The organism is Vibrio sp. Y42_MX_L11, assembly GCF_024181785.1.
Lineage (GTDB): Bacteria > Pseudomonadota > Gammaproteobacteria > Enterobacterales > Vibrionaceae > Vibrio > Vibrio diabolicus.
Window position 1 is genome coordinate 1 of record NZ_JAMZAP010000019.1, and the last position, 14,003, is coordinate 14,003.

The window sequence follows — 14,003 nt, forward strand, 5'->3', positions numbered from 1 at the left end:
GGCGACCATAGCGTTTTGGACCCACCTGACTTCCATGCCGAACTCAGAAGTGAAACGAAATAGCGCCGATGGTAGTGTGGGGCTTCCCCATGTGAGAGTAGGACATCGCCAGGCTTTAAATTTTGGACACTTGCTGATTACAAGCGGGTGATACCACTGCGGAGTGGTAGTTCAGTTGGTTAGAATACCGGCCTGTCACGCCGGGGGTCGCGGGTTCGAGTCCCGTCCACTCCGCCACTTATATTAAGCCTCAGTCGAAAGACTGGGGCTTTTTTCGTTTTGGTTACCCGACTTACCTTAACCCCATTTCCATATTGAAACCTTGCATCGAGAGGCAGGCTTCCCTCTTCGCTATGCTTTCTAAGCCCTGTAATGAGTGAGGTAGTGCGTAGTTCCTGCGGTTTCTACTGAACCGAGTCCCAGTATCGAGTGCTAGTTTTTATCCCCTATGCTTACTTACCAAAGCTTTCTTTATTATTACCTGGAAAGTTTATTCACTAGATTATGTTATTTTCGGGGGAGATTTCTCTGCTTTAGATGTTTTGATTTAGCCACAGGCGCTCATGAAAATAAACTCAGCGCATTTAAAACTTTCCGAACATGGATTTTGTTTGTAGATCTATTTAAGCAAGTGCCTGCCTTAAAGGATATTTGCTACTTCTTCCCCTCTAACCGTCTCCAACCGATAAAGCCACCACTACGTACGTATAACGTGAGCGGTATAGGTGCTCTCATAGCTGTGTTTGCTGAGTAAGTCGTTCACCTGGTACATTGACTGAGGAAAGGTCTTCTTTCAGTGGACCTTCGTGTAAGTCACGATAGTTTTAATAATTATCTGGTACTTTTTATTATAAAGGTGTACGCTTCACATCGAATGTTTTTTCGACAGTAAACCATGTTATATCTCTTGTTTAAAAGCTTTGTAAGAAGGCTGAACTCCGTGCAAAAAACGCGATGAAGTGTTGCTCGGAGTCTTAAATTAATCTTCATCAGGTGTTTTATGCGTGAGTAACTTCGCTGAAGTTATACGCAGGGGTCTGTACACCTGATAAAAGAGAAGAGATGGCCGGTGATATTTCATCATCGGCCTTTTTGTATCTGTTAAGCAGCTACAAAGCATTATCCAGTATTGAAATAAGGGCCGGTATTGATCACCGGCCCTTTTTATTTGGTTAAAAACATGAGTATTTTACAAGTTAAAAATTTGTCTTATCAGATCGCTGATAAGAGTTTATATAACAACGCGACATTTCGAATTAACGTGGGAGAGAAAATAGGTATCACTGGAGCGAATGGCGTTGGAAAAAGCACCTTATTAAAACTGCTTATCGGTGAATTATCTGCAGATAAGGGCTGCATTGACTGGTTACCAAACCTTGAGGTGGGGTATTTAGAGCAACATTTTAAGATGGATAATGCGCTGACGGTTTATGAATACTTAAAGAGTGCTTTTGAGAACTTATACGCTGCCGAGCAGAAGCTTTGGACTTTGTATCAGGCGATGACCGAGTCTCACTCTACATCTCTTTTAAGCCAAGTCGCCCGACTACAGGCATATTTAGAAGATGAAGACTTCTATGCAATTGATACCAAAATTGAACAAGTTGCTGTAGGTCTTGGCATTTATCAATTTGGCTTAGATACACCGCTTGTCTCGCTAAGTGGTGGTCAAAGACACAAGGTCCTTTTAGGGAGGTTGTTACTCCGCAACCCCGATGTGTTAATTCTCGACGAGCCGACAAACTATCTTGATGCTCTGCACATTGAATGGCTGGCCACGTTTCTCAACGATTACACTGGCACTGTTTTACTGGTTTCTCATGATATTGACTTCCTTAATCAAGTAGCGACCAGTATTTGTGATATTGATTATCAAACGGTCCGAAAATACAGCGGCACTTATGTCAAAGCAATGCAGCAAAAGCATCACGACGGTGCTTTGTTAGAAAAGCAATATAAGGCTCAGCAAAATGAAATTCGAAAGTTAGAGCAATTTATTGCCAAAAATGGCGCTGGAGTTAACGCGAGTCTTGCTAAGGGACGCAAGAAAAAACTGGATAAAATCGAACGTATTCAACTGAATTATATAGAGAAAGTATCGACGTTTGACTTTGCTCACCAGCCTATTGGGCAACAGTATGTGATTGACGCAAAAGCGTTGATGATAGGTTATCAGCAGCCTCTGCTTCCTGCGCTTGATATCACGTTAGCGCACGGGGAGAAGTGGGTCGTTTCTGGTTTTAACGGCGTAGGTAAGTCGACTTTACTTAAAACCCTTATGGGGGAGATCGAGCCGCTCTCTGGTGAGGTGGTATTGGCAAAAGGTGCAATGATTGGGTATTTTTCTCAAGATTTGTCTTGGCGTCACCCTCAGCACACGCCTGAGCAGGAGCTATGCTCTTGTGATCCAACGATATCAAGCAAAGAATCACGCAAGCTATTAGCTCGCTTTGGGGTCACCGGAGATAAGACGCAGCGCCACCTAGATACATTAAGTGGAGGTGAGCAAACTCGCGTGAAACTTTGTTGTTTATCAGTCCAGAAATGCAATGTTTTGCTATTGGACGAGCCAACGACACATTTGGATAGCAGCAGTAAAAATGCGCTTAAAGAAGCTCTCCAGCGCTTTTCTGGTAGCGTGATTGTGGTATCTCATGAGAAGGCGTTTTTACAATCTTGGCCCGACAGAGTTTTAGACATTTCGTTGCTCACTTGTGCTGAATCGGAAACAGAACAGGAGGTGGAGCTATGATGCAGTCCATGATCCTATTTCTCGTTGCTTTTCTTGTTGGTGCTGATGAGTTGATGCTTGGATCTATTCTTGAACCTATCGGAAATGATTTAAGTGTTCAACCGAGTCAGGTTACGTTATTTATTACGGCATATAGTTTAGCTATAGCAATTTGCGCTCCTTACCTGGGACGTTTATCAGACCGGGTTGGGCGTATTCGTATCATGTTGCCTGCTTGCTTCGTATTTGGGGTTGCGTCTATTACGACGGGCATAGTTCATGATTTTGAACTTGCGATTGCAAGTCGAGTGATCACAGGTATTGCAAGTGCAGGCATGTTGCCAATTGCATTTGCGTTGGCGGGAGACGCGAAGGGTAATAGAGCGATGCGTCAAATTGTGATGGTTCAGGCGGGATTAACGCTGGGTATGATAACCAGCCCAGCGATCGGAGCATTGCTGACCCAGCTTTTATCATGGCGTGCCGCTTTTATTATTTTGGGCGTTGCGGCTCTTCTTGTCGGTGCCATGAGCGTAGTGTTCATGAACAACAAGCATAATGAGTCCAAGAAGTCAGATACTCTGCCACCTATCACAGACGTCATTCATCTTCCAGGCGCGTTGAGGGCGATTCTAGCGATGTGTTTAGGCCTAGGGGGAGGTATTGGTGTATTTAACCTGATAGGCCTTCATATTCGAGATACCAGCGAGTTGGCGCTCGGTTGGGTGGGCGCTATTTATGCTGCTCTAGGGATCGTGAGTGTGGTTGGAAATATGTGCGTGGGGAGAGCTTGCCGTTGGCTTGATAGCTCTCGAGCCGTTATGCGAGTGGCTTTAATGGTGTGCATACCTTGTAGTGCATGGGTGTTCTCAAATGAGATGAGTACGGTGACCGCTTATCTTCCAGCTCTAGTGCTCTGGTCTCTTGCTGGAGGGGTAGGCTCTCCGGCGTTACAAGCACATATAGCAAGCTTATCTGATGAACATCGAGGTGTGCTGATGTCTTCTGGAATGAGTATGATGCACTTTGGTGTCGCGATTTGGTCTGCCTTGGCGGGCTTTGCTTATTCTGTAGGTAGTGAATGGGTCGCTGTCGTGGCTTTGTTATTGTTTGGCTCAGCAGTGGTTATCTTAAAGCCAGTTGGTAATGCTGCACAAAGTGAGCGTTATTCGTAGTGTTTTAGTAGATAAAGAAAAGCCGTTACCTAAAAAGGTAACGGCTTGTTCCAAATACTTTTTGAAAGCCGGTCTTAGTTCATGCCGTATTTCTTAAGTTTTTTGCGAAGAGTACCGCGGTTGATACCCATCATAGTTGCCGCGCGAGTTTGGTTACCGCGAGTGTACTGCATGATAGTATCTAATAGTGGCTGTTCAACTTCAGCTAGAACTAATTCGTATAGTTCTGTTACTTCCTGGCCGTTTAGTTGAGCAAGGTAGTTTTTAAGAGACGCTTTAACAGAGTCACGTAAAGGCTTTTGAGTAATCTGGTCTTGTGACGTTACTGTAGTTACTGTTAATGCTTCTGAAGTCAGATTTTGTTCGAACATATTCGGTCTAGCTCTTCTCTTAATTATGATGCAACGTTATCAAAATAACCTTCTAACGCCTCAATTTGCAGCGGAGCTGCGTCGATAGCGTTGAAGGTACGGCGAAACTCACTTGCCTGTTCATGCTCTTTCAGGTACCACCCAACGTGCTTGCGCGCGATACGTGGACCTAAGAACTCCCCATAAAATTCATGCAGAGCATTTACATGACCAAGCATAATGGTTTTCACTTCCTCAGTTGGAAGCTCCTCCATTGTGGTGCCGTTTTCCAAATAGTGATGGATTTCCTGGAAAATCCAAGGACGACCCTGGGCAGGGCGTCCAATCATTAAAGCGTCCGCACCGGTGTACTCCAGTACAAATTTGGCTTTCTCCGGGCTATCGATATCACCGTTCGCGATAACCGGAATTGAAATCGCCTCTTTTACCGCTTTAATGCTGTCATATTCGGCCTCACCTTTGTACATACATGCTTTCGTTCTGCCATGCAGAGCAAGAGCTTGTATGCCGCAGTTTTCGGCTAATTTAGCGATCTGGACACAGTTCTTGTTGTCTGTATCCCAGCCAGTTCGAGTCTTTAACGTTACAGGAACGTCCACTGCATTCACGACCGCTTTCAAAATCTCTTCGATAATGTTTGGGTATTGAAGCAGAGCAGAGCCCGCTAGCTTCTTATTCACTTTTTTTGCCGGGCAGCCCATGTTGATGTCGATGATTTGTGCACCGTTCTCAACACTGAATTGAGCTGCGTCCGCCATAAGCTGTGGATCGGAACCCGCAATCTGTACAGAACGAATGCCCGATTCGCCCTCGTGTACCATGCGCTGTTTCGACTTTGACGTTCCCCATAGTTTTGGGTTAGCAGACATCATTTCACTGACGGCCATTCCCGCACCATAGCGAAGACACAACTCGCGAAACGGTCTATCCGTTACACCAGCCATAGGGGCTACGATTAGATTGTTCTTAAGTTGATAGTTTCCGATTTTCAAAACGTCATCACAGTTCTGTACCAGCAAGGGCGCGCATTTTACGCATTTTTTCACTGCGTGAAAAGACTAATATTTGAGCATTTACAAATTGTTTTTGTAAATTGTATGAATTTCAAACAATTAGCTCTGAAAACCTTGTCTAGCCTTGCTTACGACCAGAGATGCGACACCATTCACTTTGCTCAACAATCGGGTCAATGTGAAGCTCGTCACGGTAATAATTCGCAACATCTTCGGCTTGGGTGTCTAATACGCCAGACATTGCAAGGTCGCCATTTGGTTTAACTAGGCCTTTAATGATTGGTGCAAGTTCACGCAGTGGGCCAGCAAGAATGTTAGCAACAACCACGTCTGCAATCAGACCTTCTGGTTGGTTTTGAGGAAGGTAAACTTCTAGTTTGTCTGCAACGCCATTACGCTCAGCATTGTCTTTTGAAGCAAGCAGTGCTTGAGGATCAATGTCGATCCCTATCACTTTTTCAGCGCCCAGTTTGATCGCAGCGATCGCCAGAATGCCTGAGCCACAACCGAAGTCGATAACGGTCTTACCGCTTAAGTCCATGCTTTCTAGCCACTCAAGACAAAGTGCTGTTGTAGGGTGAGTACCCGTACCGAATGCAAGGCCAGGATCCAACATAACATTAACAGCGTCAGGATCTGGAATGTCGCGCCAGCTTGGACAAATCCATAGGCGTTCACCAAATTTCATTGGGTGGAAGTTTTCCATCCATTCGCGTTCCCAGTCTTTATCTTCAAGCTGTTCTACTTTGTAAGCAAAATTGTCAGCCAGCATATTGCTCGCTTTAATTTGGTCGATGATGAAGTTGGTGTCTGCTTCTGCATCGTACAGTGCCAGAATGTCAGTATCGCCCCATAAGCGAGTTTCGCCAGGTAGAGGTTCGAATACAGGTGTATCCTGCGCGTCTAAGAATGTAACAGACAGCGCGCCAGTCTCTTCCATTAGCATATCGCCGATTTGCTCAGCGTTTTCATTGGTCGCGTTGAGTTTGATTTGAATCCAAGGCATTGGTTTTTGCTCTTAAAGTGAATGAAGTGGCGCAGAGTTTACCAGAACTCTACGATTTGTTTGAGTATATACCCAAATAAGCCTACGTATTTGTTGAATGCTTAGAGTCCATACAAAACAAAAATGCCCACGGGTGTGGGCATTTTGTAAGACGTTAGCTAAGGCTTATTGTAAGCCGAGCTTCTTCTCTAGGTAGTGGATGTTTGCACCACCATGCTGGAAGTTTTCGTCATTCATAATGGAGAATTGCAGTGGCACGTTGGTTTTGATGCCTTCTATGATCATCTCACCCAGAGCATTCTTCATGCGTGCAATCGCCACATCACGGTTTTCACCGTACGTGATTAGCTTACCAATCATTGAATCGTAATGAGGCGGTACTGTGTAACCAGAGTAGATGTGTGATTCCCAACGCACACCCATGCCACCAGGCGCGTGGAAACGCTCTATCTTACCTGGAGATGGTAGGAAGCGTTCTGGGTCTTCTGCGTTGATACGGCACTCAATCGCATGGCCACGGATCTTAATGTCATCTTGAGTGAATGACAGAGGTTGACCCGCCGCAACGCGAAGCTGTTCTTTGATTAGGTCGATGCCGGTAACCATTTCTGTTACTGGGTGTTCTACCTGAATACGAGTGTTCATTTCGATGAAGTAGAATTCACCGTTCTCGTATAGGAATTCGAACGTACCTGCGCCGCGGTAGCCAATTTCGATACATGCACGAGTACAACGTTCACCGATGTACTTACGCATCTCTTCAGTGATACCTGGTGCTGGAGCTTCTTCCACTACTTTTTGGTGACGACGTTGCATTGAACAATCACGCTCACCAAGGTGGATTGCGCCGCCTTGACCGTCAGCGATAACTTGCACTTCAACGTGACGAGGGTTTTCTAGGAATTTCTCCATGTAAACCATATCGTTGTTGAACGCTGCTTTTGCTTCAGCACGCGTCATTGCAATCGCTTGGATTAGGTCTTTTTCTGCGCGAACGACACGCATACCACGGCCACCGCCGCCACCAGACGCTTTGATGATGACTGGATAACCGATGCGTTTAGCAAACGCCTTGTTTTTCTCTTCGTCGTTGTCCAGAGGACCGTCAGAACCAGGTACACAAGGAACACCAGCTTTCTTCATTGCGTTGATAGCCGACACTTTGTCACCCATCAGGCGGATAGTGTCTGCTTTTGGACCAACGAAGATGAAACCACTGCGCTCAACTTGCTCAGCGAAGTCTGCGTTTTCTGACAAGAAGCCGTAACCAGGGTGAATGGCAACGGCCCCTGTTACTTCTGCTGCAGAAATAATTCGTGGGATATTTAGGTAGCTGTCGATACCACGAGCAGGGCCGATACACACGGTTTCGTCTGCGAGTAGTACGTGCTTAAGATCGCGGTCAGCTGTCGAGTGAACAGCGACGGTCTTAATACCTAATTCTTTACAAGCGCGAAGAATACGAAGTGCAATTTCACCTCGGTTCGCGATGACTACTTTGTCTAGCATAAGGCAAGCCCCGCTTATTCGATTACAACAAGAGGTTGGTCGAATTCAACTGGTTGGCCGTCTTCAGCTAGGATCGCTGTAACAACGCCAGATTTGTCCGCTTCGATTTGGTTCATCATTTTCATTGCTTCAACAATACATAGCGTATCGCCAGCATTTACTTTCTGACCCACTTCTACGAATGCTTTAGAGTCTGGGCTTGGAGAACGGTAGAAAGTACCAACCATTGGAGAAAGAACTTGGTGACCTGCAGGCGTTGCAGCTGCTGGAGCTTCTGCTGCTGGCGCTTCTGCTACTGGTGCCGCTGCTGCTGGAGCAGGTGCCGCTACTGGAGCTGCTGCGTAGTGAACTGGTGCTTGAGGGGCTGCAGTGCCGTGACGACTGATGCGTACTGACTCTTCACCTTCAGAAATCTCTAGCTCAGCAATGCCAGACTCTTCAACTAACTCAATTAGCTTCTTGATTTTACGAATATCCATCTTTTCTTTCTCTTTTATCTTGTGATTAAGACAACCCTCGTGGGGTTGCAGAGTGTTAGGGTTACTTTGCCTGTAGCTTATTAATCGCGGCAGACAGAGCGAATTCATAACCTTGTGCGCCTAGACCGCAAATCACGCCTTCTGCTTTATCTGACAGATAAGAGTGATGACGAAATGGTTCACGTGCGTGCACATTTGATAAGTGCACCTCAATAAATGGGATGGCGACGCCAAGTAATGCATCTCGCAGTGCCACACTGGTATGAGTGAAAGCCGCTGGATTGATGATAATGAAGTCAATCTTGCCATAAGCAGCATGAATGGCTTCAATCAGTTCGTACTCACGATTTGATTGTAGGTGCTCCAGTTCCACCCCAGCGTTATGAGCTTGCTTCGTAAGAGCATCCACAACTTGTGCTAAGGTGCTGTGACCATAGTGTGTCGGTTCGCGCAGACCCAATAGGTTAAGATTTGGTCCGTTTAGAACAAGAATCCGTGACTTTGCAGACATTATGTTGCTATCTTCCCTTATCGTGAGTGGAACGTTTATATTCCCAAATATACGATAGTTCAGCACGATTTTTTTGTTAAAACCGAGCAAATTTTAAAAAATCGACCAAGATTATAGCTAATTCATAGCAATTAGCAGCAATTTACTGGTCTAATCTCCTAATAGCCACCTTCGTTTCTGTAACCAAGTTAACAAAAACAACATAATTGCCATGTTCTTTATGTGGCTAATTTGTGCGCAAAAGCAAAAAACCGCCATGAGTGATGGCGGTTTTTAAAGTGCTTTTAAAACAGTTGGTTGAATTTATGCCAATTCTGCTTTCTCTGCGATAAGTTTGTCTACCACGCTTGGATCGGCAAGCGTTGACGTGTCTCCGAGGTTGCTTGTATCGCCCGTTGCAATCTTACGCAGGATTCGACGCATTATCTTACCAGAGCGAGTCTTCGGTAAGGAATCCGTCCAGTGCAGTACATCTGGTGTCGCGATTGGACCAATCTCTTTACGCACCCAATCTTTAACTTCTTTGTGCAGCTCAGCTGACGGGAATTCACCATCGTTCAATGTAATGTAAGCGTAGATAGCTTGGCCTTTGATGTCATGTGGAATACCAACAATCGCTGCTTCTGCAATCTTGTGGTGCGCCACTAGCGCTGATTCAATTTCAGCGGTACCCATACGGTGACCCGACACGTTTAGTACGTCATCAACACGGCCAGTGATCCAGTAGTAGCCGTCTTCGTCACGACGCGCACCATCACTGGTGAAGTACATCCCCTTAAAGGTTGAGAAGTAGGTCTGTTCAAAGCGCTCATGGTCGCCGTAAACCGTGCGCATCTGGCCTGGCCAAGAATCAAGGATAACCAAGTTACCTTCAGCAACGGTATCTTCAAGAATGTTGCCCATATTATCGACAAGAGCAGGCTGGACGCCGAAGAATGGGCGAGTCGCAGAGCCTGGTTTTAGATCGGTTGCCCCCGGTAGTGGCGCAATCAAGATGCCGCCAGTTTCCGTTTGCCACCAAGTATCGACGATAGGTGAGTTCTCGTTACCAATCGTTTTGTAGTACCACTCCCACGCTTCTGGGTTGATTGGTTCGCCTACTGAGCCCATGATGCGCAGGCTTGAACGAGATGTGCCTGCAACCGCTTCATCACCTTTTGCCATTAGCGCACGAATCGCGGTTGGGGCGGTGTATAGAATGTTGACTTGGTGTTTATCAACCACTTCACTCATTCGGCTTGTGCTTGGGTAGTTTGGTACACCTTCGAATAAGATGGTCTTCGCCCCATTTGCAAGTGGACCGTAGATTAGGTAAGTGTGACCGGTAATCCAACCCACATCCGCGGTACACCAGAAGGTTTCACCTGGTTGGTAATCGAACACATATTTAAAGGTCATCGCCGCGTAGACGAGGTAACCACCAGTCGTGTGTAGTACACCTTTAGGTTTGCCTGTTGAACCTGAAGTGTAAAGGATGAAGAGCGGATCTTCGGCTTTCATTTCTTCTGGTGGGCAAACGTCAGAAACGTTAGCTGTTGCTTCGTGCCACCAAACATCACGGTGTTCATGCCATTCGACATCACCACCTGTACGTTTAAGCACCAACACTTTATTGATGGTTTTTACGTCTGGGTTAGTTAGTGCTTCGTCCACGTTCTTTTTCAGTGGAACGGCACGCCCGCCGCGCACGCCTTCATCAGCGGTGATCACGACTTTAGCGTCAGAGTCGATGATACGGCCAGAGAGAGCTTCTGGTGAGAAACCGCCAAATACAACGGTATGAACCGCACCGATGCGGGTACAAGCGAGCATAGCCACTGCGGCTTCTGGCACCATTGGCATGTATAAACACACCACGTCGCCTTTACGTACGCCTTGCTCTTTCAATGCGTTGGAGAACTTACATACTTCTTTGTGCAGTTCGTTGAAAGTGAGTGTTTTGTCGTCGGCTGGATCATCGCCTTCCCAGATGATTGCGACGTCATCCCCGTGTTCTGCGAGATGACGGTCAATACAGTTAGCCGAGACGTTCAGTGTGCCGTCTTCAAACCAACGAATGTCGACATGACCAGTATCGAAAGAGGTGCTTTTTACTTTGGTGAAAGGTTTGATCCAATCAACGATTTTGCCGTGTTCGTTCCAGAAGCCCTCTGGATCGGTTACCGACTGCTGATACATGGCTAAGTAAGTATCATTATCCGCGTGTGTATGTGTTTTAATATTTTCTTTTACCGGATAAACGTGGGCTTCGCTCATGGCTTCTCTCCTTGTGCCTTATTTCTCGGCCTTACACCAATCTAGATAAGATTTTGAATATGTTTTTGTAGGGCTGTTTTTTGGTTCTAAATAACTTGGTCGTGGTAATGACGACGTTGTGCTTATAACTGTCAGTCACTGCGCGTATTTCCACAATTAGACTTTAGGATGAGAGTGAGGGAAGCGCCGTGAAATCGCTGAAACAAAAGTATTTCTGGGAGCTAGGTCAACTGATTTTTATGTATACGGCGCGGTTAGGTTGGGCAAATCGCCTTTCGTTAAGCGAACAAAGACCAAAGCGGCAGAAATCGCATCTTGTAAAGCGTCGTGTTTATCTTGGATAGGAAGTTCGAGGTGTTTACAAATGGCATCCAGACTTAAGTCGAAATAGGCATTCGGCAAATGTCTTTCCAGCTTGTCGTGATAAATCTGACTGACCTCGATGAGCGGGTTAGGAAGTGGGAAGCCAAGTTGCCTCAGACAAGCAAGGTCTAAAATCTTTTTATCGTAACGAATGTGATAACCGACAAGTGGTCGGTTGCCGATGAAGTCGAGCAGCTCGAGCAGCGCCTCTTTTTCGCTAATCCCGTCGACTAAGTCTTGGTGGCGAATTCGATGAATTTTGACTGAGCCAGAATCGAGCGATTGCGGCGCGCGTAAGCGGACTTCAAATGGCTGACTAGTGATGATGCGGTTGTCGATGATCTTCGTGGCCGCAATGGTCACCAACTCGGCACGATTTGGATCAAGGCTGGTGGTTTCGCAGTCGAGAGAGACGTATTCCGTTTTATCGGGCGTGCAAAAAAGCGACTGATAAGGAGAGCCTTTCAGTTTGTAGTGCCAGTATTTGCGTTGTAACCAGTTCATTGCCTACGCCTCTGTATGATTTATGAAAATCATGGTTAATCACGAATTTGATAGTGGAAGCCTAAAAATTGCTTAAATTTTTTCACTACATGTAAGCTGTGGCGAAGTAAGTCACGCTCGGTTCTATCCAGTTGTTTAATATCAATGTTATTCAATGCTTCTTGCTTTTTGAGTTGTTGATTAAGGCGAACCTTAAAGAACAATTTCAGTGCTTCGTTGAGGTTATCTGCCGTTTCAGGCTCTAAGATGCGTTTTTTTCGAAGTGCTTCAATGCGCTCAAACGTGTTCTTCTCCTCAATGGCATATTCCAAAGACAAGGTGCGAATGCCGTGCACAATTGGGAAAATGCCGCCGCGTTTAATATCTAATCCATCCTTAGCACTTTTTACGTTGCCAAACAGAGTTAGGGGCACAGAAAACTGCAAGGCAGGGCGAGTAAAATCAGACAGTATCAACATGCGATCTTTCATTGTGTCGCGAAGGTGGGCCGCGATTGGAGCCAGCAGCTCGCGATTCCCCGCAACAGCATGGGCGTCACTGAAAATGGCTAAGTCCATGATTTGTTGTGGTTCGGCTTTGGCTATCCAGCGGTCTAAGGTGTTTATCCACTCTTGCTGCGTTTTGACCCATTTCGGGTTGTTGACCATGACTTTACCCGGGCAGAGTGGGTAGCCGAGCTGTTGTAGAGTGTGCGTGAAGGATTGCATCACTTGTTCGCAATGAGGCCATTCCAAACCATCTTGAATAATTAGAGCATTGTCTTGGTCTGTTTTGAGAATTTGTTCTCCTCGACCTTCTGAGCCGAGTACGATTAAGCAGCAATGATCGTGCAAGGCTGGTGGAACCACTAACTCGAACGCTTTTTCGATAATTTGCTCGTTCACGGCGGAAATCAGCTCCATGATAAAGCGAGTGCGGATGCCGTTTCTCAATAAACTCTCGACCAATTGACGCTGGCGGTTTGAGGCCAATGCGAGCTCTTCCACACTGCTTGCTCTGGCAATACTGAGCGTTAACACGTGAGAGTGGGTGGAGAACGCGCTGAGAATTTGGGTCATATCCAGCATGCCGACGGCTTGGTTGCCATCACATACCATGAGACGTTTCATTCGATTTCGGGTCATGGTGATCATGGCATTGAATAAAAAATCACCATCATCAACGTGATAGACAGGAAAGGTGGCGATATCACCAACAGGGGTATTGAGTGCGCAGCCATCTAACATCACGGAGTGCAGCATGTTGGTGCGCGTCACGATGGCGTATGGATGAGCCGAAGGCCATTTTTCTAATCGCGGATCGTCATCATTGAGTTTGACAAGTGCTGCATCGATCCCATTTGCTTTTAGGGTGTGCGTCACCTCGTTAATCGGCGTATTTGGCTCAAGGATCATCGGTGGGTGATAAATGCTGCGGTCAACTTTGGTGAGGATAAACTCTGCCAAGTTTTGTTGTTGGTGAGCGGCTTCGATGAGTTCTTGTCGCTTTGATAAATTGTTATCGAAATAGGCCGCAAACTGACCATTCTCGTTGTAAAGCGCCAGAAAGACGTCTTTCGGTAGCAGATAGGAGAGCGTGTCTTCAAGTGCGATGTATTGATGACGTACGTTGTCTTCAAGTAATGAGCGCACATCAAACATATCGTCGTTGGCATAATGCGCGAACACTTCCTGCTGATCTTGGGAGCGCTCTTCTACCGCGCCTTTGATCAGAATATGCAAGTGAGGGTTTTTCTGTCCGCAAGATAAAATTACATCTCGAGCTCGATAGTAGGCAACGTCCAGAGACGAGCGCAGTCGTGTCTGTTGTGCTTCGGTTAAGCGGTCGAACGGTGGAGATTGCATGTTAAATTTGTCAGGCATGAGAACACCCAATGATGGAAGGAACACTCTCTAAGTCTGACAAATTTCCTACCGGAAGCCAGACGACTTTGGTCTAAATCACGATGATTTCGCTTTAAGATGGCCAATGTCGCAAAGTTAGTATTCCATCGAGGAAACGATAAGTTGCCTATTCTTCCCTTTTTATAATACGCATAGCGATCCATAATTCCCGGTTCGAACGTTGATGTTCCCGTTTTAGGAT

At 46.2% G+C, this 14,003-nt stretch carries 11 protein-coding genes, 1 tRNA gene and 1 rRNA gene; 4 read left to right on the forward strand and 9 right to left on the reverse strand.

Annotation, left to right across the window (positions count from 1 at the left end; translation table 11 throughout):
- The 4 genes from rrf to NL643_RS17385 form a co-directional block, all read left to right on the forward strand.
- A 5S ribosomal RNA gene (gene rrf, locus NL643_RS17370) occupies positions 1 to 114 on the forward strand; the annotation flags it as partial.
- A gap of 46 nt (positions 115 to 160) precedes the next feature.
- Positions 161 to 237, forward strand: a tRNA-Asp gene (locus tag NL643_RS17375).
- A gap of 943 nt (positions 238 to 1,180) precedes the next feature.
- Positions 1,181 to 2,752, forward strand: a complete 1,572-nt coding sequence (locus NL643_RS17380; protein ID WP_253644887.1) for an ABC-F family ATP-binding cassette domain-containing protein — start codon at positions 1,181 to 1,183, stop codon at positions 2,750 to 2,752.
- Positions 2,749 to 3,906 carry an MFS transporter gene (locus NL643_RS17385; protein ID WP_253644888.1) on the forward strand — a complete coding sequence of 386 codons (1,158 nt, stop codon included), beginning with the start codon at positions 2,749 to 2,751 and terminating at the stop codon, positions 3,904 to 3,906. Before NL643_RS17380 ends, NL643_RS17385 begins: the two co-directional genes overlap by 4 nt.
- A 74-nt stretch (positions 3,907 to 3,980) precedes the next feature.
- Here NL643_RS17385 and fis read toward each other — a convergent pair whose 3' ends face one another.
- The 9 genes from fis to NL643_RS17430 form a co-directional block, all read right to left on the reverse strand.
- Complete coding sequence (fis, locus tag NL643_RS17390) at positions 3,981 to 4,277, reverse strand: DNA-binding transcriptional regulator Fis (protein ID WP_000462885.1); 297 nt, start codon at positions 4,275 to 4,277, stop codon at positions 3,981 to 3,983.
- Between the two features lie 23 nt (positions 4,278 to 4,300).
- Positions 4,301 to 5,269, reverse strand: a complete 969-nt coding sequence (dusB, locus tag NL643_RS17395) for a tRNA dihydrouridine synthase DusB (RefSeq protein ID WP_005382505.1) — start codon at positions 5,267 to 5,269, stop codon at positions 4,301 to 4,303.
- A gap of 139 nt (positions 5,270 to 5,408) precedes the next feature.
- Positions 5,409 to 6,296, reverse strand: coding sequence for a 50S ribosomal protein L11 methyltransferase (gene prmA, locus NL643_RS17400; RefSeq protein ID WP_005397838.1), 888 nt, complete (start codon positions 6,294 to 6,296; stop codon positions 5,409 to 5,411).
- 165 nt (positions 6,297 to 6,461) lie between these two features.
- Positions 6,462 to 7,805 carry an acetyl-CoA carboxylase biotin carboxylase subunit gene (gene accC, locus NL643_RS17405; RefSeq protein WP_005397839.1) on the reverse strand — a complete coding sequence of 448 codons (1,344 nt, stop codon included), beginning with the start codon at positions 7,803 to 7,805 and terminating at the stop codon, positions 6,462 to 6,464.
- A gap of 14 nt (positions 7,806 to 7,819) precedes the next feature.
- Positions 7,820 to 8,284 carry an acetyl-CoA carboxylase biotin carboxyl carrier protein gene (gene accB, locus NL643_RS17410; RefSeq protein WP_005397840.1) on the reverse strand — a complete coding sequence of 155 codons (465 nt, stop codon included), beginning with the start codon at positions 8,282 to 8,284 and terminating at the stop codon, positions 7,820 to 7,822.
- A 61-nt stretch (positions 8,285 to 8,345) separates the two neighbouring features.
- Complete coding sequence (gene aroQ, locus NL643_RS17415; RefSeq protein WP_005397842.1) at positions 8,346 to 8,795, reverse strand: type II 3-dehydroquinate dehydratase; 450 nt, start codon at positions 8,793 to 8,795, stop codon at positions 8,346 to 8,348.
- A gap of 303 nt (positions 8,796 to 9,098) precedes the next feature.
- Positions 9,099 to 11,051, reverse strand: a complete 1,953-nt coding sequence (gene acs / locus NL643_RS17420; protein ID WP_006742998.1) for an acetate--CoA ligase — start codon at positions 11,049 to 11,051, stop codon at positions 9,099 to 9,101.
- Positions 11,052 to 11,288: 237 nt separating this feature from the next.
- Positions 11,289 to 11,918, reverse strand: a complete 630-nt coding sequence (locus NL643_RS17425) for a 3'-5' exonuclease (RefSeq protein ID WP_005382363.1) — start codon at positions 11,916 to 11,918, stop codon at positions 11,289 to 11,291.
- A gap of 35 nt (positions 11,919 to 11,953) precedes the next feature.
- Positions 11,954 to 13,780: a DUF294 nucleotidyltransferase-like domain-containing protein gene (locus tag NL643_RS17430; RefSeq protein WP_104971035.1), complete on the reverse strand. Its 1,827-nt coding sequence runs from the start codon at positions 13,778 to 13,780 to the stop codon at positions 11,954 to 11,956.
- Between the last annotated feature and the right edge of the window lie 223 nt (positions 13,781 to 14,003).